Source organism: Herbaspirillum sp. Her2 (assembly GCF_057961375.1).
This window is the reverse complement of sequence record NZ_CM176331.1, coordinates 2294177-2318989: the sequence shown is the minus strand read 5'-3', so window position 1 is coordinate 2318989 and position 24813 is coordinate 2294177. Positions and strand designations below refer to the sequence as shown.

Here is a 24813-nt window from a genome sequence, read left to right as displayed (position 1 = left end):
CATGAACCCGTCGCCCACAGCGGCTACGCCAACCCCAGAATTCCCATCCCATGAGCGAGCTCAAGATTTACAACACGCTGGCGCGTGACAAGCAGACCTTTACCCCGATCGAACCCGGCAAGGTGCGCTTGTACGTGTGCGGCATGACCGTGTATGACTACTGCCATATCGGCCATGCGCGCGTGCTGGTGGTGTTCGACATGGTGCAGCGCTGGCTGCGTGCCTCCGGCTATGCCGTGACCTATGTGCGCAACATCACCGACATCGACGACAAGATCATCCATCGTGCCGCCGAGAACGGCGAGACCATCGCCCAGCTGACCAATCGCTTCATCGATGCCATGAACGAGGATGCCGCCGCCCTGGGCGTGCAGCGTCCCGACCATGAACCGCGTGCGACCAAGTACGTGCCCAAGATGCTGGACCTGATCGGCAAGCTGGAAAAGAACGGCTTGGCCTACAAGGCCAGCGATGGCGACGTCAATTACTCCGTGCGCGATTTCCCCGGCTACGGCAAGCTCTCCGGCAAGTCGCTGGACGACCTGCGCGCCGGCGAGCGGGTAGATGTGAACACCGGCAAGCGCGATCCGCTGGACTTCGTGCTCTGGAAGGCGGCCAAGCCCAGCGAGCCGGACGAAGCCAAGTGGGACTCGCCCTGGGGCTGTGGCCGTCCGGGCTGGCACATCGAGTGCTCGGCCATGTCCAGTGACCTGCTGGGCGACCATTTCGACATCCACGGCGGTGGCCAGGATCTTCAGTTCCCGCACCATGAAAATGAAATCGCCCAGTCCGAAGGCGCGCACCAGCACACCTTCGTGAATTACTGGATGCACAACGGTTTCGTGCGCATCGACAACGAGAAGATGTCCAAGTCCCTGGGCAACTTCTTTACGATTCGCGACGTGCTCAAGAAGTACGACCCGGAAGTATTGCGTTTCTTCATCTTGCGCGCCCACTACCGCAGCCCGCTGAACTACTCGGATGCCCATCTGGACGATGCCCGCCAGGCGCTCACCCGCCTGTACACGGCCTTGAAGGATGTGCCGCCGGAAGCCGGCGCTCTGGCGGCCGATGAAGCGCATGCACAAAGGTTCACAGAGGCTCTGAACGACGACTTCAACACGCCGGTCGCGATCTCGGTGCTGTTCGAACTGGCCAATGAGGTCAACCGTGACCGTTCGCCGGCGCAGGCGCGCCAGTTGAAGGCGCTGGCCGGCATCCTCGGCCTGCTGCAGCGCGAGCCGGCGGAGTACCTCAAGGGCGGCGTGGCAGCAGCAGACGGTCTGGGCGAAGCCGAGATCGAAGCCCTGATTGAAGCACGCAAGGCGGCCAAGGCAGGCAAGAACTTCGCCGAAGCCGACCGGGTCCGTGCCGAGCTGACCGCGGCCGGCATCATTCTGGAAGACAAACCGGGCGGCCTGACCGAGTGGCGGAGAGCTTGATTTGAATACCAACCGAAAAGCCAGCGAGGCCGATCCCAGCCTGATCGTGCCGGCCTACTGGGAAGAGGCCAAGGCCGAGCTGATGAAGCGCGACCGCATCATGCGCAAGATCATCCCGCAGTTCGGGGATCTGCAACTGACCGTGCGCGGCGACGCCTTCACCACGCTGGCGCGTTCGGTGATCGGCCAGCAAATCTCGACCAAGGCCGCCAATGCGGTCTGGCAGCGCTTTCTGGAAGCCTGTCCGCGCTGCACGCCGGGCCAGGTGATGCGCACCGGTCCGGAAGGGCTGGCGGCGTGCGGCCTGTCCAAGCGCAAGGCCGAATACATCCTCGATCTGGCTGCCCACTTCAAGGCCAAGACGGTACATCCCGATAAATGGGCGGAGATGGAAGACGAAGCCGTCATTGCCGAGATGATCCAGATCCGCGGGATTGGCCGCTGGACAGCCGAGATGTTTTTGATATTTAATCTGCTGCGCCCGAACGTGCTGCCGCTGGATGACCTGGGATTGCTCAAGGGCATCAGCATCAGCTATTTCTCGGGCGAGCCCGTCTCGCGCAGTGATGCGCGGGAAGTCGCCGCGAACTGGGAACCGTGGCGCACCGTGGCGACCTGGTACCTGTGGCGCAGCCTGGATCCGCTGCCGTCCGATTATTGATCCAAGAGGAAGAGGGTGCGCCCGGCGCTGCTGCGCCGGGGCCGTGCTGGTGTATACTCCGCACCTCCCAAGATTTGAAGGCAAACCGATGCAACCGGGGATCATCGCGCCGCAACCCGCACCGGGCCGGCATTGTCAGCGATTCTCGCCACATCATCGGACTTGTTGAAAAAGGAACACAATGAGTAAATCGACAACGACTTTTCTGGGCTTCGAGCAGGCCATCGCCGAGCTGGATGCCAAGATTGAAGAGTTGCGTTTTGTACAGGATGACTCGGCCGTCGACATCTCCGAAGAGATCGAGCGCCTGGTCAAGAAGAGCCAGCAGCTGACCAAGGACATCTACGCCAAGCTCACGCCTTGGCAGGTCTCGCAGATTGCGCGCCATCCGCAGCGTCCCTACACCATGGACTACGTGCGCGAGATCTTCACCGATTTCCACGAACTGCACGGCGACCGCACCTTTGCGGACGACCAGTCCATCGTCGGCGGCCTGGCCCGTTTCAATGGCCAGGCTTGCATGGTGATCGGCCACCAGAAGGGGCGCGACACCAAGGAACGCGCCATGCGCAACTTCGGCATGCCCAAGCCGGAAGGCTATCGCAAGGCGATGCGCCTGATGAAGGTGGCCGAGAAGTTTGGTTTGCCTATCTTTACCTTTGTCGATACCCCGGGCGCATTCCCCGGCATCGATGCCGAAGAGCGCGGCCAGTCCGAAGCTATCGGCCACAACCTGTACGTGATGGCCGAACTGAAGGTGCCGCTGATCGCCACCATCATCGGTGAAGGCGGTTCCGGCGGCGCGCTGGCCATCGCCGTGGGCGATTCGGTGCTGATGCTGCAATATGCGACCTACTCGGTGATCTCGCCGGAAGGCTGCGCTTCCATCCTGTGGAAGACCGCCGACCGCGCCGCGGATGCGGCTGAAGCGCTGGGCCTGACCGCCCATCGCCTCAAGGCCATCGGCCTGATCGACAAGATCGTCAACGAACCGCTGGGTGGCGCCCATCGTGATCCCAAGCAGATGGCCGGTTTGCTCAAGCGCGCACTGTCGGATTCGCTGCGCCAGTTCCAGGGCATGAAGACCAAGGACCTGCTGGCTGCGCGTCACGAAAAACTGATGGCTTATGGCAAGTTCAAGGAATTGAATTCGGCCGAATAACTTTCGGTTCGCATTTTCTTCTTCCCGGACGCCAGCGATTGCTTCGCTGGCGTTTGTCTTTTCAGGTGCCGGTTTCTCATGTCCGATCATTCCTCTTCTTCTCCTTCCTCCGGCAAGATCACCGGCAAGCTGCTGCAGGCATTGCACGCCACGCTGGCCGCGACCGGTTTCGAACCCGCGCAGGACACGCTGGCTGTGGCCTTCAGCGGTGGGCTCGATTCCACGGTGCTGCTGGAGGCAGCCGCGCAGTGGCAGCGTGAAAGCGGCGGGCGCGTGGTGGCCCTGCATGTGCATCATGGACTCTCGCCCAATGCGGATGCCTGGCTGGCGCATGCCGAGCAGGTAAGCGCGCAGCGCGGCATCACCTGCGCGCACGAGCGCGTGCAACTGGAACGGGTGGCCGACAGCGGTGTGGAAGAAGCGGCACGGCTGGCGCGTTATGCCGCACTGGGACGGCTGTGCCGCGCCCATGGTGCGCGCCTGCTGCTGACGGCCCATCATCTCGATGACCAGGCCGAAACGGTGCTGCTGCAACTGCTGCGCGGCAGCGGGCTGGCGGGCCTGTCCGGCATGGATCAATGCAATGCCGCGCCTGGTTTGCTGGGCGATGCGGACACGCTGATCGCACGGCCTTTCCTGGCCATTCCGCGTGCGCAGCTGGAAGAGGGCGCACGCGCCTGGTCGCTCGCCTGGATCGAGGACGAATCCAACAGCGATCCGCGCTACACGCGCAACGCTTTGCGCCATCAGGTGATGCCGGCATTGGGCCAGGTCTTCCCCGGCTACCAGCAGCGCCTGGCGCGTGCGGCCGGGCATGCACAGGGCGCGCAGGAACTGCTGCGCGAAGTGGCCGAACAGGATCTGGCGCAATGCCGTGAAGGCGATCATCTGCGCATGCCCGCGCTGCGTGCCCTGAGCGAGCAACGCTTCCTGAACCTGATGCGTCACTGGTTCGGACAGCGCGGCATGCGCATGCCGTCATCGGCGTGGATGCAGGAGATGCGCACCCAATTGCTGGAGGCCGATGTGGAAGCGCAGCTGTGTGTCTCCCATCCTGACGGCGAAGTCCATCGTTACCGCGAGCGCGTCTTCCTGGCGCCGCGCCGCAGCCTGCCCGATGAGGGCGTGTCACTGTCGCTGCGCTGGAGCGGGCAGGCGCAGGTCCACGTGCCGGTCTTCCACGGCACTCTGCAGTTCGAGCCCATTCCCGCTGGCGATGCGCGGCCCGGCTTCGATGCCGCGTGGCTGCGTGCGCAATCGCTGCTGGTGTGTGGACGCAGCGGGGGAGAACGCATCAAGCTGGCGCAGAATCGTCCGGCGCGCAGCCTCAAGCAGCAGTATCAGAGCGCCGATGTCCCTGCGTGGGAACGGCCTTATCTTCCGCTGGTGTGGACGGGTGAGGATCTGCTGTTCGCGGCGGGCGTGGGCATGGACTGTGCGCATTTTGCGGCGACGGGGGAACGCATTGCCCTGCGGTGGCAGCAGGATTGATCTGCATCGGGCGTGTCGGCGTGAGCAGACCGCTGAAGCGAAGCAAACCATTTAAATGATATAAAAAATATCGCCCCCGAACCTGACGGTGCGGGGGCGATATCCCTGTCATCCCTGACATGTCCGGGCCTCAGACGGATCCGATGCCCGGGGTGCTGCTCCTTACGGACGCCTTACTTGGCGGCGGCGTCAGCGGCCGGCTTGGCTTCCGTGCCGGCCGCGGCCTTCTTCTCGGTCTTGCCTTCCGCCTTCTTTTCCGACTTCTTGTGCTTGGCGTGATGTTCCGCCTTGGCCTTCGGCGCGGTCTCGGTCTTGGCGGCTTCCGCCTTGGCCGGAGCAGCCGGGGCGGCAGCGGCGCCGGTCTGGGCGAACACCGGCAGGGTCAGGGCCGACAGCAGGGAAGCAACGATGATGGTCTTGGTCTTCATGGTGATGTCCTTTCAACGACTAGTGTCTGGTCAGTGTCAGTAGTACTGTATGCACGGTGTGTGCTGTGTGTCTGCTATGTGTTTGCTACGTGTACCGGGCGCTGGCCCGGTACGGTCTTGCCTGGATTACTTGGTCTTGGCAGCGGTGTCGGTGGCGGCCGTCTTGGTGTCCGCAGTGCCGGCATCCTTCTTTTCAGCCTTGGCTTCAGTCTTGGTATCGGCCTTCTTCTCCGATTTTTCGGACTTCTTGTGCTTGGCGTGATGCGTGGCCTTGGCCTTCGGTGCGGTCTCGGTCTTGCCGGCTTCCGCCTTGGCCGGGGCGGCGGTGGTGGCAGCCGGGGCGGCAGGAGCGGCGGCTGCACCGGTCTGGGCGAACACCGGCAGGGTCAGGGCCGACAGCAGGGAGGCAACGATGATGGTCTTGGTATTCATGGTGATGTCCTTTCAGAGACAAGTGTCTGTTTGCGTCAGTAGTACGGTGCGTACGGTGTGTGCTGCGTGTCTGCTACGTTACTGCCATGTATCTGCTATCTGTACCGGGACTGGCCCGGTACGGTCTTACTTGGTCTTGGTCGCTGTATCGGTAACGGCCTTGGTGTCGGCCTTGGCTTCGCTCTTGGCGTCAGCCTTCTTCTCTGCCTTTTCCGCCTTTTCCGACTTTTCGGACTTCTTGTGCTTGGCGTGATGCGTGGTCTTGGCCTTGGGCGCGGTGTCGGTCTTGCCGGCTTCCGCCTTGGCCGTGGCTGCTGCTGGCGCGGCCGGCGCAGCGCTGCCGGTCTGTGCGAATACCGGCAGGGCCAGTGCGGTCAGCAGGGAAGCGACGATGACGGATTTGGTTTTCATGGCAATTTCCTTTAGAAAGTGGTTGTTACGCTCGGCGCTTGATTTTGCGTAATCGCTTCATCATGTCGTGTCGCCTTGCTTCCTATAACGAGCCGCCGACGTGAAAGACGACGTGAAAGTGTTTCAATTCATCGTGTATTTGTAAGCATTCGTTGCTGCTTTGCTTATAATGGTCAACACGTTGGTGCAGCCTTGTTGCAGCGCTGTTTCCCGGCTTCTCCGCTGCACTGCGTGCCTTGCCGGTGGTCTTGCCGTTTCTTCTTTCCTGTTGCCTCATCGAGTTTTCTCATGGCCTATCAAACCTGGTTTGCATTTTTCCTCGCCGCCTGTGTCATCGCCATCTCGCCCGGATCGGGCGCGGTGCTCTCCATGAGCCACGGCCTCAATTACGGCCTGCGCCGTACCACGGCCACCATCCTCGGCCTGGAAATCGCGCTGGTGGTGGTCCTCATCATCGCCGGAGCCGGTGTGGGTTCGCTGCTGGTGGCCTCTGAAACTGCCTTCAATGTGGTCAAGATCGCCGGTGCCCTGTACCTGATCTACCTGGGCTTCTCGCAGTGGCGTGCCCGCGTGCCGTCGGAGCAGGAAGGCGAAGCCCTCGACAACGCCAACGCCGTGGCGCGCGCCCAGCGTGGCCAGCACTGGTGGCAGCGTTGCATGACGGGCTTCCTCACCAATGCCACCAACCCCAAGGGCATCGTCTTCATGGTGGCAGTGCTGCCGCAATTCATCGATCACGAACGGCCGCTGTGGCTGCAGCTGCTGGTGCTGGCCGTGACCATGGTGGCGGTGGACCTGGTGGTGATGCACGGCTACGCCTTTGCGGCCAGCCGCCTGCAACGCTTCTTCCGCAGCCAGAAGGCGATCAAGGCGCAGAACCGTTTCTTCGGTGGCGTGCTGATGCTGGTGGGCGCCGGGCTGTTCTTCTTCAAGCGCACGCAGCACTGATTGCAGCACCGCGCAGACAACAAAAAACCCGCAAGGCAGCTTGCGGGTTTTTTGTTGGGCGTCCCGGCCGGGTTGGCGGGGACGTGAAGGAAACTTACTTGTCCTTCTTCAGGCAGGACGACATGAAGGCTTTGCGCTCATCGCCCTTCTTGCCGGCGGCATCGGCGTTACATTGCTTCATCTTGTCCTGCTGGGTGGCCGGCTTGGGCTGTTCCTTCTTCAGACAGGAGGACATGAAGGCCTTGCGTTCATCGCCTTTCTTGCCGGCGGCGTCGGCGTTGCATTGCTTCATCTTGTCCTGCTGCGCATTCTGCGCCATGGCGGGGGAACCCAGCAGCAGCGGGGCGGCCAGTGCGAACGAGGTCATGGCGAAGAGCATTTTTTTCATGAGAGACTCCCTGAGGCAAGGTGGATTCGTGGGGCTGATCGGTCTGATTCTTCAGACGCGAGCATTACAGCATGAAAGATAATGTTCTGACTAGCGCACGCAGTTGAGATCGCCTTCCTGGCAGCCTGCCAGATTCTTCAGTTCGTCCGCACGCTGGCGGGTCTTGTCGGCCAGGCAGGTTTGCAGCGCAAGTGAAGCTGCAGACCCGCCGGCGCTGGCCGAGCTCTCAAAGCGGCAGGACAGGTCGCGATACTTCAGCCAGGCCAGCTGCACCTCGCGCAACTGGTTCTGTTGCGCCTTGTTGAGCTTGTCGCGATAGGCCATGTAGGTGGCGTTGAGATCGGCATCGTTCTGGGTCAGGGTCTGCGAAGCGCAGGCATTCATCTCGGCCTGGGTGGCGGCCTTGGTGCAATCGGCGGCGAAGGCGCTGCCGGCACACAGCAGCAGGGCGGCTGCCAGCAGGGACAAGGGGGCTTTCATGGGACTGGACTCCGGTTTCTCAGGGGACGAGGCTGCATGGCCTCCGGTGGGCAAGGTCATTCTGGCGACCTTGGGAAGGCTTGCAGCTTGTCGGGATAAAATGACATTTTGCCTGTCTTAGAAGAAGACAGAGCAGGCCGGTTCGCCCGTTTCTGCAACGAAATTGCAACAAGCCGTATCTGATTTACCTTATCCAAATCTTTTTCAGGAGTAGCGCAGATGGGATTGAGCTGGCTGTCCGCCATCAAACTGATTCCCTGGGGCGACGTGGTCCAGGCCACCCCCGGCATCGTCAAAGGCGCGCGTGACCTGTGGTCGCGCACCCGCAAGGCCAAGACCGCAGTCGATGCCGCGCCGCCCGCGCCGGTCACCGGCGACGTCGGCCAGCTGGCCCAGCGTATCGTCCAGCTGGAAGCCGAGCAGCTCGAAGCCAGTCAATTGATCAACACCCTGGCCGAGCAGAATGCGCAACTGGTCGCCACCATGGATGCCATGCGCCGCCGCCTGCGCATGCTGGGCGCTTTCTGCGTGCTGCTGGCGGTGGGCGTGGTGGCGGTGTGGCTGCGCTGAAGCTTTCGTGTCTCTTCCTGAACCCTGACTCCTTTCTCTTTACGACTGGCCCTGCATGTTTCAACAAGCATTGCGCATGACCTTGCGCGACTGGCGCACCGGTGAACTCCGTTTCCTGCTGATCGCCTTGATCGTGGCGGTGGCGGCACTGTCCTCGGTCGGTTTCTTCGTCGACCGCATGCGCGCCGGCATGACGCGCGATGCGCACCAGTTGCTGGGGGCCGATCTGCTGGTGGCGGCCGATCAGCCACTGTCACCGCAATGGCTGCAGCAGGCCGCCACGCAAGGCTTGCAGCAGGCGCAGACCCAGGTCTTCCCCAGCATGGCGCAAGCCGGGGAGGGCGATGCGGCGCGTTCGGTGCTGTCGTCCATCAAGGCCGTCACGGCGGGCTATCCCTTGCGCGGCCAGTTGCGGCTGCAGGGCAGCGATGGCCGCGACCGGCCTGCCGACGGGATTCCGCAGCCGGGGACCATCTGGGTGGATCCGCAGATTCTGTCTCAGCTCGACGTGAAGGTCGGCGATACCCTCAGGCTGGGTGATCTGGCGCTGAAGATCGCCGCCGTCATCGCGATCGAACCGGATCGCGGCAGCGCCTTCGTCAACTTCGCGCCGCGCGTGATGCTCAATGAGGCCGACCTGGCCGCCACGCACCTGGTGCAGGTCGGTTCGCGCGTGACCTATCGCCTGTTGATCGCCGGACCGCCCGAGGCCGTGCAGCGTTACCAGCAGCAGATCGAACGCCAGATCGACGCCGACAAGCTGCGCGGCGTGCGTCTGGAATCGCTGGAAAACGGCCGCCCGGAAATGCGCGCCACGCTGGACCGCGCCGAGCAATTCCTGTCGCTGGTCGGGCTGCTGTCGGCCATGCTGGCGGCGCTCGCCGTGGCCATGGCGGCGCGCCGCTTCATGCTGCGCCATCTGGATGCCTGCGCGATGCTGCGCTGTTTCGGCATGACGCAGGCGCAGGTGACCTCGCTCTATCTCACCGAATTCATTCTCATCGGGCTCACAGCCAGCTTCATCGGCATGCTGGTCGGCTTTGCCGCCCACTTCGCGTTGCTGCAATGGTTGGGCAACTTCCTGCCGACCGCCTTGCCGCCACCGGGCTGGGCACCGGCGCTGCAGGGCGTGGCCACCGGCCTGCTGCTGCTGGTCGGGTTTGCCTTGCCGCCCATCCTGCAATTGCGCAACGTGCCGCACAACCGCGTGATCCGGCGCGACCAGGGCGCACCGCAGGCGCTGACGGTAGGGACCTATGTGCTGGGCACGCTGGTGTTTTCCGGCTTGCTGCTGTGGCAGGCGGGCGATCTCAAGCTGGGGCTGCTGACCATTGCCGGTTTCCTCGGCGGCTTCGGTCTCTTCGCGCTGGTGGCCTGGCTGTGCCTGCGTGCGCTGCGTTCGTTGCGCGGGCTGGTGGATCGCCAGAGCTGGCGCTTCGCCATCGACGGCTTGCAGCGTCGTCCGGCGGCGGCCGTGATGCAGGTGGTGGCGCTGGGCCTGGGGCTGATGGCGCTGCTGCTGCTGACCGTGATCCGTGGCGATCTGGTCGGTGCGTGGCGGCAAGCCACGCCGGCCGATGCGCCCAACCGCTTCATCATCAACATCCAGCCGGATCAGCGTGAGGCCGTGCAGCAGGCGCTGCGCCAGGGCGGGGTGCAGGATGCGGCGCTGTATCCGATGATTCGCGGGCGGCTGGTGCAGATCAACGGGCGCGCCGTCAATCCGTCGGACTATCAGGAAGACCGCGCCAAGCGCCTGGTGGACCGCGAATTCAATCTCTCGACCATGCGCGACATCCCGCCCGGCAACGGCATCGTGGGCGGCCGCTGGTACGACGACAGCCGCCCGGAAGCCTCGGTGGAACGCGGGCTGGCGCAGACCCTGGGCATCAAGCTGGGCGACAAGCTGCAATTCGACATCGCCGGCCAACTGGTGGAAGCCCCCGTAACCAGCCTGCGCAAGCTGGAGTGGGGATCACTGCGGGTGAATTTCTTCGTCATCCTCAACCCGACGCTCATGCGCGATACGCCGCAAAGCTGGATCACGGCGGTACACCTGACGCCACAACAGGAGGCCTTGGGCAACACGCTGGCACGCGACTTCCCCAATCTGACCGTCGTGGACATAGGAAGTGTACTGGCACAGATTCAGGAAGTGGTCGGTCAAGTGATTGCAGCTGTAGAGTTCCTGTTCCTGTTCACTTTGTGTTCAGGTGTACTGGTACTGTACGCTGCACTGGCAGGGTCCCAGGATGAACGTGTACGGGAAGCTGGCCTGTTGCGTGCGCTCGGTGCGACCCGGCAGGAGCTCTCCCGCGCCCAGCGCATCGAGGTGCTGCTGGTGGGTTCGCTGGCAGGGCTGCTGGCCGCCAGCGGCGCGGCCGGCATCGGCTGGGCGCTGGCGCATTACGTCTTCAATTTCGACTGGAGTTTCAGCCCGCTGGTGTGGGTGGCCGGCATGGGGCTGGGCGCGGCTTGCTCGGCCTTGGGCGGCTGGGCCGGATTGCGCCACGTGCTGCGGCGTCCGCCGCTGCAGACCTTGCGCGAGGCCTGATCCGATACAGGTCAAACAACGCTGGCAATCACAGCCGGGCGGCCCGACGCGGCCGTCCGGCTGCGGTATCATGGCGGTCTTATGCAAATCGAAGATCCCAACCAACCGACCACGTTCGAACTCATTGGCGGCGCAGAGAAGCTGCGCGAGATGGTGGACCGTTTCTATGACCTGATGGACCTGGAGCCGGAGTTCGCCGGCATCCGTGCGTTGCATCCGCCTTCGCTGGACGGTTCGCGCGAGAAGACTTACATGTTCCTTTCCGGCTGGACCGGCGGTCCCAGCCTGTACATGGAAAAATTCGGCCATCCGCGCCTGCGGGCGCGCCATCTGCCTTTCCCCATCGGCATCTCCGAGCGCGACCAGTGGCTGCGCTGCATGACCTGGGCCATGCAGGACGTCGGCCTGCCGGAAGACCTGATGAAGCGCCTGCTGGCGGCGCTCTACCAGACCGCCGACTGGATGCGCAACAAGCCCGAGTAACACGCACTGGATTGGTCCCATGTCCCTTTTTGAAATGATCCTCACCGGCCTGGTCGTGGTCGGCGTCGTGCTGCAAGTGCTGATCCTGCTGCGCGGTAGCCAGCGGCAGGAGGACGACACTGCGCTGGTGATTGAAGACGCGCTGCTGCAGGTCAAGCAGGACCTGCAACGCCACCAGCAGGAGACCGGCGAGCGCATCGAGCGCGAGCTGCGCAGCCAGGTGCAGGCCAGTGCCCAGAACACGCGCCAGGAACTGGGCGCGAACTTTGCCCATCTGCAGCAGACGCTGGCCACGCAGCTGACGAGCGTGGCGGGTTTGCAGAACCAGCAGATCGACGGTTTTGCGCAGCAACTGGTCAAGCTCAACGAAAGCAATACGCAGCAACTGGAAAGCATGCGCCAGTCCATCACGCTGCAGGCCCAGGTGAACCGCGAAGAACAGGCGGTTTCGCTCAAGCGTTTCGGCGATACGCTGAATCAGCAATTGTCGGCGCTGACTGAATCCAACGCCCAACGCATGGCCGAGGTGCGCGCCACGCTGGAAGCCAAGATCAAGGACCTGCAGAACGACAACGCGCAAAAGCTGGAAGAGATGCGCAAGACCGTGGACGAAAAACTGCATGCCACGCTGGAGCAGAGACTGGGTGAATCCTTCAAGCTGGTCTCGGACCGCCTGGACAAGGTACACCAGGGCCTGGGCGAAATGCAGCAGCTGGCCACCGGCGTGGGCGACTTGAAGCGCGTGCTGACCAACGTCAAGACGCGCGGCACCTGGGGCGAAGTGCAGCTGGAAATCCTGCTGGAGCAGATGCTCACCCCCGACCAGTACGCCAAGAACGTGGAGACCGTCCCGGCCAGCGGCGAGCGGGTGGAATTCGCCATCCGCCTGCCGGGTGCGAAGGAAGACGCGGGCCAGGTCTGGATGCCCATCGACGCCAAATTCCCCAAGGAGCAGTACGAACGCCTGGTCGATGCCGCCGAGCGCGCCGATGCCGACGGTGTGGCCACGGCCGGCCGCGAGCTGGAGCGGGCAGTGCGCGGCGAGGCCAAGACGATTGCGGAGAAATACCTGTCGCCACCGTTGACGACCGACTTCGCCATCCTCTTCCTGCCCACCGAAGGACTGTATGCGGAAGTGATGCGCCGGCCCGGCTTGTCGGATGAATTGCAGCGCACCTGCCGGGTCACCATTGCGGGGCCGTCGACCTTGTCGGCGCTGCTCAACAGCCTGCAGATGGGCTTCCGTACGCTGGCACTGGAAAAGCGTTCGTCGGAGGTGTGGCAGGTGCTGGGCGCGGTCAAGACCGAGTTCGGCAAGTTCGGCGAAGTGCTGGCCGCCACCAAGACGGCGCTGGAGCGCGCGGCCAAGAACATCGACCAGGCCGAGACCCGCACCCGCCAGATGACACGCAAGCTCAAGTCGGTGGAGGCACTGCCGGTGGAGAATGCGCAGAAGCTGCTGGGGACCGGGGAGCTGGATTTGGGCGAGGATGCCGAGGGAGTCTGATTGGCTTCTTCCTTCACCTGCAGTGGGGGCTCAAGCGGCTGGAAAACAGAAGGGACGGCTTGCCGTCCCTTTTTCTTCATCTGCGCCTGAAAGCCAGCATCACACCAGGCCGTCGAACAGCACTACCGCCACTTCTTCGCCGGCAGCTACATCACCGCGTTCGTGTTCCAGTTCGATGATGCAGTTGGCATCCGACATCGAGCGCAGGATGCCCGAACCCTGCATGCCGGTCAGCCGCACTTGCCAGTGACCGTTCTCGTCCGGAGCCAGGATGCCGCGCTGGTATTCGGTGCGGCCGGCCTTCTTGCGAATGGCCGTGGCCGTCTTCACCCGCAGGCGCGGCAGCGGATTGGCTTCGGCACCGGCCAGGCGCAGCAGCGCATCGCGCACGAAGAAGGAAAAACTCACCTGTACCGCCACCGGGTTGCCCGGCAAACCGAACAGATAAGCCTCCCGTCCGCGCGAGCGGATGCGGCCGAAGGCCAGCGGGCGGCCGGGGCGCATGGCGATCTTCCAGAACGTCATCTCGCCCAGGCTGGCCATGATCTGCTTGGTGTAATCGGCCGCACCGACCGAGACGCCACCGGAGGTGATGACCGCATCGGCCTCTTCGCAAGCACTGCGGAAAGCCGCTTCCAGGGCGGCCGGATCGTCCGGCACCACGCCCATGTCCAGCACCTCGCAACCGAGGCGCGTGAGCATGCCGTGCAGTGTGTAACGATTGGAGTCATAGACGCAGCCGGCATCGAGCGGCTCGCCGACCGAACGCAATTCGTCGCCGGTGGAGAAGAAGGCCACGCGCAGACGGCGCTGCACCGGCACTTCAGCGATGCCCAGCGAGGCCAGCAGGCCGATGTCGGAGGGCCGCAGCACGCGGCCGCGCGGCAGGGCCACGCTGCCCAGGGCCAGGTCTTCGCCACGCAGGCGGCGATTGTCGCCGGGACGCACGCGGCCGGCAGGCAGGGTCACGCCTTGCGCGTCAGCGTCGGTGGTCAGTTCCTGCGGGATCACGGTGTCGCAACCGTCGGGCATCGGTGCGCCGGTCATGATGCGCACGCACTGGCCGGGGCCGACGCTGCCGGCGAATTGTTCACCTGCGTGTACCGCGCCGATGATCTGCAGGCGCACTTGCTGGCCCTCGGCCACATCCTCGCCGCGCAGGGCATAGCCATCCATGGCCGAGTTGTCGTGCGCCGGGACGTCGATGCGGGAGATGATGTCGCGCGCCAGCACGCGCGAAAGGGCGCTGCGGATGGCCAGCTTTTCCACGGCCTCGACGGGCGTGATGAATTCCTGGATCACGGCTTGCGCGCGTGCCACCGTCATGGCGTTGGGGTCATAGCCGCTGATGCAGCTGACGATGTCGTGGAGTGTGGCGGTGTGGGTCTCGGTCATTGTTCTGCTTCGAGCTGTTGCAAATCCAGCCCGGTATTGATGTTGCTGAAGGCGCGCTCGTCGGGGAAATCCACCTCGACGCAATCAAGGCTGGCAAACCAGCGGTCCATCTTGCGTTGGCCGGTGGCCAGGAAGGCGTCCAGCGAAGCGCGCGTACTGGTCTGAAGCAGCGAGCATACAGGATGCCGCTGGCACCCGTGCACGCCCTCGGTGACCGCGATGGCGGCCTGTGCGCCGCTGGCGGTGAGGGCGTCGTACAGGTGCGCTACCAGGTCATAGGGGATCAGCGGCGAGTCGCACGGGGCGGTGGCCAGCAGCGGGGTGTGGCAATGGGCCAGGCCGCATTGCAGACCCGCCAGCGGGCCGGGGAAATCCCCCTGCAGGTCATGCCAGACCGGGTAGCCGAAACGGGCGTACTCCAGCTGGGAGCGGTTGGCGTTGATCGCCAGCGTACCGACCTGCGGTGCCAGGCGTTCCAGCACATGCTGCACCAGCGGCTTGCCATGCAGGACTTGCAGGCCCTTGTCCACGCCGCCCATGCGCGTGCCACGGCCACCGGAAAGTACCAGGCCGGTGATGTGGCTGGCGGCGGTGGCGGGGGAAGACATGGTACGGAAGAGGACGGAGCAGGGCAGGCGTGCCGGATCAGCCGCCGATGTAGGACATCTCGACCTTGCGCGCCGGAGTCGCCTGCATGGCGCTGCGCAGCTCGGAATAACGGTCGCCGCGCTGGCCCCAGAGGGCGGCGATGGCACCGGCAATCTCGGCATCGCTGCTGCCATTGCGCACCAGGCTGCGCAGGTCGTGGCCTTCGCTGGCGAACAGACAGGTGTAGACCTTGCCTTCGGTGGAGAGGCGCGCGCGTGAACAGTCCTGGCAGAAGGCCTGGGTCACGCTGGAGATCACGCCGATCTCGCCGCTGCCATCCACATAGCGCCAGCGCTCGGCGGTCTCGCCGGTGTAGTTGGGGTCGGCCACTTCCAATGGCATCTCGTCAGCGATGCGGCGGACCACTTCGCGCGAGGGCAGCACTTCGTCCATGCGCCAGCCGTTGGAAGAGCCCACGTCCATGTACTCGATGAAGCGCAGGATGGCCGGGCTGCCCTTGAAGTAGCGCGCCATCGGCAGGATCTGGTCGTCGTTGACGCCCTTCTTGACCACCATGTTGATCTTGATCGGACCGAGTCCGGCGGCGTGCGCCGCTTCAATGCCTTCCAGCACGCGCGCCACCGGGAAATCGACGTCGTTCATGCGGCGGAAGCTCTCGTCATCCAGCGAATCCAGCGATACCGTCACGCGCCTGAGCCCGGCCGCCTTGAGCACCTGGGCCTTTTGCTTCAGCAGCGTGCCGTTGGTGGTGAGGGTCAGGTCGATTTCTTCGCCCTCCGGGGTGCGCAGGACGGCCAGCATGGCGATCAGGGTCTCGATGTTCTTGCGCAGCAGCGGCTCGCCGCCGGTCAGGCGGATCTTGCGCACGCCATGCGCCACGAACTGGGCTGCCACGCGGGTCAGCTCTTCGAAGGTCAGCAGGTCCGAGTGCGGAAGGAACTGGTATTGCTTGTCGAAGACATCCTTGGGCATGCAATAGACACAGCGGAAATTGCAGCGGTCAGTCACCGAAATGCGCAGGTCGTGCAGCGGACGCCCCAGGCTGTCGCCCAGCCAGCCGGTCGGCTCGACCGCAACCGGCGTCAGCAAGCCGGCCGCAGTGGCGATCGGGGCTTGCCGGACATCGACGATGGGGATGACGCGCTTGTTCATACGATCTGACGATAAAAGGTGTGTAACGATAGCACGCCTGAGGCCGCCGCGCAGATGCACAATCATGCATATAGTGTATGCGCGCAACTGCATCTCGCGCCTGCCGCCGCCCGCCGTGCGGGCCTGCTGGCATCCGGCTTGCAGCGCCATCGTAAGCTGCCGCGACTGTATCGTGACTGCGAGCGGGCAACTGTCACCAAATAGGAGGTCGTTTGCCGATGGGCGGTGAGGGCAAAGGCTTCATCTGGAAACCGATAGACATGAAAAAGGGAGCCGAAGCTCCCTTGTTCATTGCCGATATTGACAGCGTCCGGACCACCCTGCGGCAGGGTGGCCGGAACCCTACTTAACGGCGGGTTTCGACCTGCACCAGCGGTTCGGTCGACTGCGGCGGCAGCGGCTTGCGCTCGCGCGGCACGTGCGGTGCCGGGACGAAGGCAGCAGCGGCTTCCTGGGCCGCGCGCAGCTTGACCGGGTCCGTGGTGGCCAGGGTCAGGCCGGCTTGCGACAGCATCTGCTCCAGCGACTCCGAACGGGCAGCGTTGCCGGTGCTGGCCGCGACTGCGGGGGCAGGGGCAGGGGCAGCAGGGGAAGCCGGTGCGGCTTCAGCCACCACCGGAGCCGGTTCGACGGCTACCGGTGCCGGGCTGGCTTCGACGGCGTCCAGCAGGCTGATCTGTTGCGGCACCGCCGGGGCTGCGGGCGCAGCGTGCACCACCTCGACCGGGGCTTCCGATGCGGCCGGAGCAGCAACGGGGGCCTGCACCGGCTCGAAGGCCGGGGTCGGGGCGAAGCTGGCATCGATCGACGGGGCCGCCGGTTCGATGGCCGGCTGGTTCGAGAACACGGCCTGGGTCGCTTCGGCAGCGGCAGCGGCGACGGCTTCCACCGAGTTCACACCGCTTTCCACGTGCACGGCAGCTTCAGCCGGGGCTTGTTCCGGGACCGGGGAGGCGGCGAACGAAGCTTGCGCCACAGCGGCTTGGGCCACTTCCACCGGAGCCGCCGAAGTCTCGGCAGCAACGGTCTCGACGTTCACGCCGGTAGCAGCGGCGCTGGCCACGACTACGGTGTCGACGCCTTCGGCGGCTTCGGATTGCTCCGATCCTTCACCTTCGCCGTTGTCGATCACGTTACCGTTTTCATCACGTTCGCGACGATGACGGTTGCGGCCACCACGGCGACGACGACGACGCGGCTCGGTGCCGCCTTCGGCAGCTTCCGCACCGTCGACGCCATCAGCGCCTTCGGAACCTTCGACTTGAGCAGCTTCCACCTTGGCGGCTTGCTCGTCATTGGACAGGGCCACGGCACCTGCAGCAACCGCTACGCCTGCGGTGGCTGCAGCGGCAGCCAGAGCGGCTTCCAGCGGCAGGCCTTCCTCGGCCTTGGGGTCCTTGCGTTCACCACGCGGGGCGCGCGGTTCACGCGGCTGGCGCGGTTCACGGCCTTCACGACCCTCGCGCGGCTCGCGGCCTTCGCGCGGTTCGCGGGGCTCACGGGCTTCACGCGGCTCGTTGCGGCGGGCTTCCTTCGGTTCCTGGCCTTCGCGGGCTTCGCGCGGCTCACGGCCCTCGCGCACTTCACGGCCTTCACGCGGTTCGCGACCTTCCTTGGGTTCGCGCGGACCACGAGGCGGGCGAGCCTGCTTGGCTTCCGCAGCATCGCCGGTCTTCAGTTCGACGGCGGCCGGGCCGCGGGGTGCACGCTGCTCTGCATTGCGCTCGCCACGTTCGGCGCGATCGCCACGCTCACCGCGTTCACCACGGTTGCGGTTGCGGCCATTGCGGTCGCCGCCACGGCCATTGCGATCACCTTCGCGCTTGGCCGGCGCCTTGGCTTCGACCGGGGCCGGCACTTCCACCGGAGCAACCGGCTTCTTGCGGAAGAAGGCGAAGATCTTGCCCAGCAGACCCGATTCCGGCGCCAGGGTCGGCGGCGGCACGGGGGCAGCCACCGGTTCCGGTGCCTTGCGTTCGACGATCGGGGCCGGCTGGTCGGGGGTGATGCCCTTGACCACGGCTTCCTGGCGCGGACGCTCTTCTTCCTTCTGGCGCTTGCTGTAGCCGATGTCGGTATCGGCTTGCTCGGCCATGGTGTAGCTGGCTTGGGCGTCGTCCAGGCGCGGATCGTCGTGCTTGATCCGTTCCATCTTGTAGTGCGGGGTTTCCAGGTGCTTGTTGGGGATCATGATGACGGTGACGCGATGGCGCGTCTCGATCTTCAGGATTTCGCCCCGTTTTTCATTGAGCAGGAAGGCGGCCACGTCCACCGGCGCTTGCACGTGGATGGCGGCTGAATTTTCCTTCATCGCCTCTTCCTGGATGATGCGCAGCACCTGCAGGGCGGAGGATTCGGTATCGCGGATGTGGCCGGTACCGTTGCAACGCGGGCAGGTCACGTGGCTGCCTTCGGACAGCGACGGACGCAGGCGCTGGCGCGACAGTTCCATCAGGCCGAAGCGGGAGATCTTGCCCATCTGAACGCGGGCGCGGTCGTGGTGCAGGGCGTCCTTCAGACGGCCTTCCACTTCGCGCTGGTTCTTGGAGTTCTCCATGTCGATGAAGTCGATCACGATCAGGCCGCCCAGGTCGCGCAGGCGCAACTGGCGGGCCACTTCATCGGCGGCTTCGAGGTTGGTGTTGAAGGCGGTGGTCTCGATGTCGCTGCCACGGGTGGCGCGCGCCGAGTTCACGTCCACCGACACCAGGGCTTCGGTGTGGTCGATGACGATGGCGCCGCCGGAAGGCAGCGGGACCGTACGCGAGTAGGCGGTCTCGATCTGGTGTTCGATCTGGAAGCGCGAGAACAGCGGCACGTCGTCGCGGTAGCGCTTGACGCGGTGGACCATGTCCGGCATCACGTGGGCCATGAACTGCTGGGCCTGGTCGTGGATGTCGTCGGTATCGATCAGGATTTCGCCGATGTCGGGCTGGAAGTAGTCGCGTATGGCGCGGATGACCAGTGACGATTCCTGGTAGATCAGGAAGGCGCCCGAGCCGGACTGGCCGGCGCCTTCGATGGCGCGCCAGAGTTGCATCAGGTAGTTCAGGTCCCACTGCAGTTCATCGACGTTGCGGCCGATGCCGGCGGTGCGGGCGATGACGGACATGCCGTTGGGCAGGTCCAGCTTGTCCATGGTTTCGCGCAGTTCCTGGCGGTCTTCGCCTTCGACACGGCGCGACACGCCGCCACCGCGCGGGTTGTTGGGCATGAGCACCAGGTAGCGGCCGGCCAGGGAGATGAACGAGGTCAGGGCAGCGCCCTTGTTGCCGCGTTCTTCCTTCTCGACCTGGACGATGATTTCCTGGCCTTCGCGCAGCGCTTCCTTGATGCTGGCGTTGCGGACGTCAATGCCTTCCTTGAAATAGGTGCGGGCCACTTCCTTGAAGGGCAGGAAGCCGTGGCGTTCTTCGCCGTAGTTGACGAAGCAGGCTTCCAGCGAGGGCTCGATGCGGGTGATGACGCCCTTGTAGATGTTGGACTTGCGCTGCTCGCGTCCGGTGGTTTCGATGTCGATGTCGATCAGTTTCTGACCGTCAACGATCGCTACGCGCAGTTCTTCCTGCTGCGTGGCGTTGAACAACATACGTTTCATGTTTTCACTCCGGGATCCGAAGATCCTTCAAATGGCCCGTCCGTATGTGGTAGCGGGCCAAAAGTACAGGGGATGTACGCGAGAACGAAGTGATTGGGGAGGGAATTGCCTTGATTGTGTGAGTGCGCCTTAGCGGGCGCTCCAGCACAAGGGGGCGCGGATGCGGCAGACGGGAACGCCGGGCAGCACCGTATCCGCGCCGCGCGCTCCGCCATAGGCGGTCGCGCAGGCAACTGCGGACGGTAAGCTGGTCTGTGGAGCCAAACGTAACATGGTGATGGGTTGGCGACGGCGATCGGGTTCTGTTGCATCAACCGGCAAGCTTCGCGATGCTTCGGCCAGGACTGCGGCATGGCCCGGGCAATGCGCTGCATGAGGGGCGGGCGGATGAGCCTGCCGCCGGATGCGCTGCAAGATACTGCTTTGCCGGGGGCTGTGCGCTGCGGACCTGAACCGGAACACCGGATGCGAGTCTTGCCAGACTTTTATCCTGATGATCCAAACAATTCTGTTCCACTTCCAGGCGCGCTGTCCGATTGCAACTGCGGTGCAAACTGGAATCGCGCAGGGAAGGTGCGTACTCGTTTCGAGGCCTTTACGTGGACCAGGCAAGCGACATGATCGGCTGTATTGTCAACCGTTGCAGCGCTTTTATTGCGTCTGCGATGCCGCGCGTCGTGGTTTTCGGGGCCCCCTCCGTCTATTTTGCAAATGAGCGAGGCTGACGAAGTCTCCTCTTGTGTAGAATGTTCCTTTTTATTCTACTGACGCTGATTTTTTGTTCAGCGTCGAACGATTATATATTCAAAATGAAGGACTTAGCGAGATTTTCTAGGGGGGCTTCTGAAAGCGCCGCAACCGCGCCTGCCTCCCGGAGCGAAGCCGCCTCGCAGAACCTTCCCCAGGTGCAGTTGCTGACCATTTCCGACGAAGAAGCCGGGCAGCGGATTGACAATTTCCTGCTGCGTATCTGCAAGGGTGTTCCCAAGAGCCATATCTACCGTGTCCTGCGTTCGGGCGAGGTGCGCGTCAACAAGGGCCGCATCGACCAGACCTATCGACTGGCCGAAGGGGACGTGGTGCGCGTGCCGCCAATACGAGTTGCCGAGAAACAAGAACAGGTGGTCCCCGGCGCGGAATTCCGCATCCTGCTGGAAGACAGCCACATGCTGGTCATCGACAAGCCGGCCGGCGTCGCCGTGCACGGCGGCTCGGGCGTGAGTTATGGCGTGATCGAACAGCTGCGTGCGGCGCGGCCGCAGGCCAAGTTCCTGGAACTGGTACACCGCCTGGACCGCGATACCTCGGGCGTGCTGCTGATCGCCAAGAAGCGTTCGGCCCTGACCAACCTGCACGACCAGATGCGCGAAGGCACCACCGACAAGCGGTATTTCACGCTGGTGCAGGGCGACTGGAAGAATGCCCGCCAGCACGTGAAATTGCCGCTCTTCAAGTACAGCACTCCGGACGGCGAGCGCCGCGTGCGCGTGCAGGCCGATGGCCAGCCTTCGCACACCATCTTTTCGCTCTTGCGCCGCTTCGGTGAATTTGCCCTGCTGGAAGCTGAACTGAAAACCGGCCGCACCCATCAGATCCGGGTGCACCTGTCTTCCAGCGGTTTCCCCATCGTGGGCGATGACAAGTACGGCGATTTCACTTTGAACAAGTCGCTGCAGAAGGCCGATGGCAATCGCGTGGCCTTCAAGCGCATGTTCCTGCATGCCTGGCGCATCAGTTTTCGCCATCCGGAAAGCGGCGAGACAGTCACCCTCAAGGCCGGCCTGCCCGAGGAATGCGCGCGTTTCCTGCGCAGCCTCGAAGGCGGCGCCGAGGGCGACCTGCTGCCCCACAACATGCTGGCCGGAACCGAAGAGTGAAGGGATGCGCGCAGACGGCCGGGATGTGATACTTTCTGCCCGGCATTAACAGAAACGCATGCTCATCTGGCAATTGCCACAATGGCAACCGAGTCGGAAGCATGCCAGCGGAAAGAGCTCAGCACATGGCAAGAAAGCAATTCGACCTGATCGTCTTCGACTGGGACGGCACCCTGATGGACAGCACCTCGACCATCGTGCGCTGCATCCAGGCGGCCGCGCGCGACCTGGGGCTGCCCATTCCCGACAAGAGCGCGGCCTCCTACGTGATCGGCCTGGGTTTGCAGGACGCGATGCAGGCCGCCATTCCGGATGTGGACCCGAAGTACTATCCACGCATCGTGGAGCGCTATCGCCATCACTATCTCGGGCAGGACAAGGACCTCACGCTCTTCGAGGGCGTGCCCGAGATGCTGGCCGACCTGTCGCAGCAGGGCTATTTCCTGGCCGTGGCCACCGGCAAGAGCCGGGTGGGGCTGAACCGGGCCATGAACAGTACCGGCCTGCTCTCCAAGTTCGATGCCACGCGCTGCGCCGATGAAACCTTCTCCAAGCCGCATCCGGCCATGCTGCAGGAACTGACCCGCGAACTGGGCCAGGACATGCACCGTACCGTCATGATCGGCGACACCACTCACGACCTGCAGATGGCCATCAACGCCGGAGCCAAGGGAGTGGCGGTGGAGTTCGGCGCGCATCCGCCGCAGCAGCTGCAGACTTTGGCGCCTCTTTATTCAGCCCGCTCCATCCGCGAGCTGCATCAATGGCTCAATGACCACGCCTGAAGCGGCTTGCCATGACGACGCCTGAAGAAATCTTCATTTGCCCCTCAGCCGCCCTCCAGGAGGGCGGTCTGGGCAAGCGCTTCCCGGTGCAGGTGCATGGGGATGAGGCCACTGGCTTCGTGGTGCGCTATGGCGGCGTGGTGTATGGCTATCTGAATCGCTGCGCCCATGTGCCGATCGAACTGGATTGGGCCGAGGGCGAATTCTTTGAATCCAGCGGCCTGTATCTCATGTGCGCAACACATGGCGCGGTTTATGCGCCCGATACCGGAAAATGCGCAGGCGGACCTTGTACCGGTGCGCATTTGCGTAAGATCATGGCGGTGGAACGCGACGGCCAGGTGTTTTGGCGTCCGGATGACATCGTCCAGCCCGTCGAGGCATGAGCTTCGCGGAAAAAACCAGTGCAGCGCGATGGCGCTGCCCAGAGTGAGCCTATGAGCAACAACGAATCTGACAACCCGCAAGACCGCCCCCCTCAGTCTTCCTCGTCTTCCCCGGCCTCCCCGCCGCCTGCTGCACCGTCTTCCTCCATCCCCGCCAGCGTGCGCGAGGACAAGAAGAGCGGGTGGGAGCGCGACGTCCTGGAAAAGCTGGCCCTGTTCGCCGTCAAGGAGCAGCGCGCCCGCCGCCGCTGGGGCATCTTCTTCCGCATCGCCATCCTGGTGGTGATCGTGCTGGGCGGCTGGATGGCCTTCACCTACAACAAGATCGAGAGCGAGCCGCTGGGCACCCATACTGCCCTGGTCGAGATTCGCGGCACCATCGAATCCGAAGGGCAGGGCTCGGCCGGCGTGGTGATTCCGGCGCTCGACAAAGCCTTTGCGGCCAGCGACTCGGTGGGCGTGATCCTGAAGATCAACAGCCCCGGCGGCAGCCCCGTGCAGGCCGGCATGATCAACGACGAGATCACCCGCCTGCGCAAGGCCTATCCCAAGAAGCCGATCTACGTGGTGGTGGAAGAGATGTGCGCTTCCGGCGGCTATTACATCGCCGTGGCGGCTGACAAGATCTACGTCAACAAGGCCAGCCTGATCGGTTCGGTGGGCGTGCTGATGGATGGTTTCGGCTTCACCGGCCTGATGGACAAGCTGGGCGTGGAGCGCCGCCTGCTGACGGCGGGCGAGAACAAGAGCTTCCTCGATCCCTTCAGCCCGCAGAGCCCCAAGCAGCGTGAATACGCGCAATCGATGCTGCAGGAGATCCACCAGCAGTTCATCGAAGTGGTGCGCCAGGGCCGTGGCACGCGCCTGAAGGAAACCCCGGACACCTTCTCGGGCTTGGTGTGGACCGGCTCCAAGGCCGTCGAGCTGGGTCTGGCCGATGGCTATGGCACGGTCGACAGCGTGGCGCGTGATGTGATCAAGGCCGAGGATGTGGTGGACTACACCCAGACCGAGAATCTCTCCGAACGCGTGTTGAAGAAGTTCGGCGTGGCCTTCGGTGCGGGCTTTGCCAAGACCTTGATGTCGGTGCCGTTGTCGCAGTTGCGCTGAGCGAATCCACAGCTTCCAAGCAAAAGGCCGGTTGCTGATGCAACCGGCCTTTGTTTTTTTGCGCTGCTTATTCCGCCAGCAGCAGGAACACCGTCGGCTTCTTGTGGAAGTCCGGCGCCTTGTTGGCAGTCAGCGCCGCCTTCCATTGCGCGGCGGTCTGCGTGCGTACCGTTTCGGTGGGCAGCGAAAGATCGGTCGCCACGCAGATCAGCGTGCCCGGCTGGCAGGACTGCGCCAGCGCTTCCAGCATGGCACCGTTGCGATAGGGCGTTTCGATCAGCAGCTGGGTCTGCTTTTCCTTGCGGGAGCGGTCTTCCAGTTGGCGGATGCGCTTGCTGCGCGCCTCGGCGTCGGTGGGCAGGTAGCCGTTGAAGGCGAAGCTCTGGCCGTTCAGGCCGCTGGCCATCACCGCCAGCAACAGGGACGACGGCCCGACCAGCGGTCGCACCTGGATGCCGTGCTGATGCGCCAGGCGCACCAGGTTGGCACCGGGGTCGGCTACGGCCGGCACACCGGCTTCCGAGATCAGGCCACCGTCGCGGCCTTCCAGCAGCGGTGCCAGCAAGGCGGGCAGGGCGGCGGAAGGCGTGTTGACGTTCAGTTCGCTGATCTGGATTTCCTGGATGGGCTTGGCCAGTGCGGTGCTGCTGCCCAGAAGCTTGAGGAAGGCACGTGTGGTCTTGGCGTTCTCGGCCACGAAATAATCCAGGCGCGCCGCGATGGCCTGCACCTGGCGCGGGATGATGGACTCCAGCGGATGCAATGCGTCAGTGTCGGCGGGAAGCTCGGTCGTTCCCAGCGTGTTGGGAACCAGGTAAAGAATGCCGGGCATGGAAGGGAAAATGGGATAAATTGTATAAAATAATATGTGCAACGCAGCACGACTTCGCTGAGCCGCCATTCTACAGGGTGCAAGCTGTCATCAAAGTGTAATGCGCGGCCAT

At 63.9% G+C, this 24813-nt stretch carries 23 protein-coding genes; 13 read left to right on the top strand and 10 right to left on the bottom strand.

Annotated features, from left to right (window positions below; genetic code table 11):
- Nucleotides 1-50 precede the first annotated feature (50 nt).
- The 4 genes from cysS to tilS all read left to right on the top strand — a co-directional run bounded on the left by cysS (nt 51) and on the right by tilS (nt 4756).
- Nucleotides 51-1442, top strand: coding sequence for a cysteine--tRNA ligase (gene cysS / locus ACWHXP_RS10575; RefSeq protein ID WP_489625275.1), 1392 nt, complete (start codon nt 51-53; stop codon nt 1440-1442).
- A 1-nt stretch (nt 1443) separates the two neighbouring features.
- Entirely contained in the window at nt 1444-2103 is a 660-nt protein-coding gene (locus ACWHXP_RS10570; RefSeq protein ID WP_034335513.1) for a DNA-3-methyladenine glycosylase family protein, read from the top strand.
- Between the two features lie 181 nt (nt 2104-2284).
- Nucleotides 2285-3265: an acetyl-CoA carboxylase carboxyltransferase subunit alpha gene (locus ACWHXP_RS10565; RefSeq protein ID WP_008327848.1), complete on the top strand. Its 981-nt coding sequence runs from the start codon at nt 2285-2287 to the stop codon at nt 3263-3265.
- A 78-nt stretch (nt 3266-3343) separates the two neighbouring features.
- Nucleotides 3344-4756 (top strand): tRNA lysidine(34) synthetase TilS, encoded by a 1413-nt coding sequence (gene tilS, locus ACWHXP_RS10560; RefSeq protein WP_489633889.1) that lies wholly within the window; start codon nt 3344-3346, stop codon nt 4754-4756.
- Nucleotides 4757-4929: 173 nt separating this feature from the next.
- Here the strand turns inward: tilS and ACWHXP_RS10555 are convergent, their stop codons facing one another.
- From ACWHXP_RS10555 to ACWHXP_RS10545, 3 genes are all read right to left on the bottom strand, one after another.
- Nucleotides 4930-5184 carry a hypothetical protein gene (locus ACWHXP_RS10555; RefSeq protein ID WP_121039423.1) on the bottom strand — a complete coding sequence of 85 codons (255 nt, stop codon included), beginning with the start codon at nt 5182-5184 and terminating at the stop codon, nt 4930-4932.
- A gap of 126 nt (nt 5185-5310) precedes the next feature.
- Entirely contained in the window at nt 5311-5616 is a 306-nt protein-coding gene (locus ACWHXP_RS10550) for a hypothetical protein (RefSeq protein WP_489633890.1), read from the bottom strand.
- 126 nt (nt 5617-5742) lie between these two features.
- Nucleotides 5743-6027, bottom strand: a complete 285-nt coding sequence (locus ACWHXP_RS10545) for a hypothetical protein (protein WP_489633891.1) — start codon at nt 6025-6027, stop codon at nt 5743-5745.
- A 288-nt stretch (nt 6028-6315) separates the two neighbouring features.
- Between ACWHXP_RS10545 and ACWHXP_RS10540 the strand changes: the two genes are divergently transcribed.
- Nucleotides 6316-6975: a LysE family transporter gene (locus ACWHXP_RS10540; RefSeq protein WP_034339732.1), complete on the top strand. Its 660-nt coding sequence runs from the start codon at nt 6316-6318 to the stop codon at nt 6973-6975.
- Between the two features lie 94 nt (nt 6976-7069).
- On the opposite strand, the gene ACWHXP_RS10535 is transcribed toward ACWHXP_RS10540, so the two are convergent.
- Complete coding sequence (locus ACWHXP_RS10535) at nt 7070-7363, bottom strand: PsiF family protein (protein WP_083859824.1); 294 nt, start codon at nt 7361-7363, stop codon at nt 7070-7072.
- 90 nt (nt 7364-7453) lie between these two features.
- Nucleotides 7454-7843 carry a lysozyme inhibitor LprI family protein gene (locus ACWHXP_RS10530; protein ID WP_088754281.1) on the bottom strand — a complete coding sequence of 130 codons (390 nt, stop codon included), beginning with the start codon at nt 7841-7843 and terminating at the stop codon, nt 7454-7456.
- Between the two features lie 219 nt (nt 7844-8062).
- Between ACWHXP_RS10530 and ACWHXP_RS10525 the strand changes: the two genes are divergently transcribed.
- From ACWHXP_RS10525 to ACWHXP_RS10510, 4 genes are all read left to right on the top strand, one after another.
- Nucleotides 8063-8413 carry a hypothetical protein gene (locus ACWHXP_RS10525; protein ID WP_121039432.1) on the top strand — a complete coding sequence of 117 codons (351 nt, stop codon included), beginning with the start codon at nt 8063-8065 and terminating at the stop codon, nt 8411-8413.
- Between the two features lie 55 nt (nt 8414-8468).
- Complete coding sequence (locus ACWHXP_RS10520) at nt 8469-10967, top strand: ABC transporter permease (RefSeq protein WP_489633892.1); 2499 nt, start codon at nt 8469-8471, stop codon at nt 10965-10967.
- 81 nt (nt 10968-11048) lie between these two features.
- Complete coding sequence (locus ACWHXP_RS10515) at nt 11049-11450, top strand: group II truncated hemoglobin (RefSeq protein WP_034339751.1); 402 nt, start codon at nt 11049-11051, stop codon at nt 11448-11450.
- Nucleotides 11451-11469: 19 nt separating this feature from the next.
- Nucleotides 11470-12957 carry a DNA recombination protein RmuC gene (locus ACWHXP_RS10510; RefSeq protein WP_311433835.1) on the top strand — a complete coding sequence of 496 codons (1488 nt, stop codon included), beginning with the start codon at nt 11470-11472 and terminating at the stop codon, nt 12955-12957.
- A 99-nt stretch (nt 12958-13056) separates the two neighbouring features.
- Here ACWHXP_RS10510 and moeA read toward each other — a convergent pair whose 3' ends face one another.
- The 4 genes from moeA to ACWHXP_RS10490 form a co-directional block, all read right to left on the bottom strand.
- Entirely contained in the window at nt 13057-14352 is a 1296-nt protein-coding gene (gene moeA, locus ACWHXP_RS10505) for a molybdopterin molybdotransferase MoeA (protein ID WP_039786464.1), read from the bottom strand.
- Nucleotides 14349-14960 carry a molybdenum cofactor guanylyltransferase MobA gene (gene mobA, locus ACWHXP_RS10500; protein ID WP_489633893.1) on the bottom strand — a complete coding sequence of 204 codons (612 nt, stop codon included), beginning with the start codon at nt 14958-14960 and terminating at the stop codon, nt 14349-14351. Before mobA ends, moeA begins: the two co-directional genes overlap by 4 nt.
- 37 nt (nt 14961-14997) lie before the next feature.
- Entirely contained in the window at nt 14998-16113 is a 1116-nt protein-coding gene (moaA, locus tag ACWHXP_RS10495) for a GTP 3',8-cyclase MoaA (RefSeq protein ID WP_489633894.1), read from the bottom strand.
- 346 nt (nt 16114-16459) lie between these two features.
- The gene (locus ACWHXP_RS10490; RefSeq protein WP_489633895.1) at nt 16460-19711 is read right to left on the bottom strand and encodes an Rne/Rng family ribonuclease; all 3252 of its coding nucleotides are present in this window, start codon (nt 19709-19711) and stop codon (nt 16460-16462) included.
- An 809-nt stretch (nt 19712-20520) separates the two neighbouring features.
- Between ACWHXP_RS10490 and rluC the strand changes: the two genes are divergently transcribed.
- The 4 genes from rluC (at nt 20521) to ACWHXP_RS10470 (ending at nt 23869) form a co-directional block, all read left to right on the top strand.
- Nucleotides 20521-21588, top strand: coding sequence for a 23S rRNA pseudouridine(955/2504/2580) synthase RluC (rluC, locus tag ACWHXP_RS10485; protein ID WP_088754288.1), 1068 nt, complete (start codon nt 20521-20523; stop codon nt 21586-21588).
- Nucleotides 21589-21713: 125 nt separating this feature from the next.
- Nucleotides 21714-22373 carry an HAD-IIIA family hydrolase gene (locus tag ACWHXP_RS10480; RefSeq protein ID WP_034331648.1) on the top strand — a complete coding sequence of 220 codons (660 nt, stop codon included), beginning with the start codon at nt 21714-21716 and terminating at the stop codon, nt 22371-22373.
- Between the two features lie 11 nt (nt 22374-22384).
- Entirely contained in the window at nt 22385-22759 is a 375-nt protein-coding gene (locus ACWHXP_RS10475; protein WP_489633896.1) for a Rieske (2Fe-2S) protein, read from the top strand.
- A 51-nt stretch (nt 22760-22810) separates the two neighbouring features.
- On the top strand, nt 22811-23869 hold the full coding sequence (locus ACWHXP_RS10470; RefSeq protein WP_489633897.1) for a S49 family peptidase: 1059 nt from the start codon (nt 22811-22813) through the stop codon (nt 23867-23869).
- Nucleotides 23870-23936: 67 nt separating this feature from the next.
- On the opposite strand, the gene ACWHXP_RS10465 is transcribed toward ACWHXP_RS10470, so the two are convergent.
- Nucleotides 23937-24701 carry an SAM-dependent methyltransferase gene (locus tag ACWHXP_RS10465; RefSeq protein ID WP_489633898.1) on the bottom strand — a complete coding sequence of 255 codons (765 nt, stop codon included), beginning with the start codon at nt 24699-24701 and terminating at the stop codon, nt 23937-23939.
- Nucleotides 24702-24813: the final 112 nt, after the last annotated feature.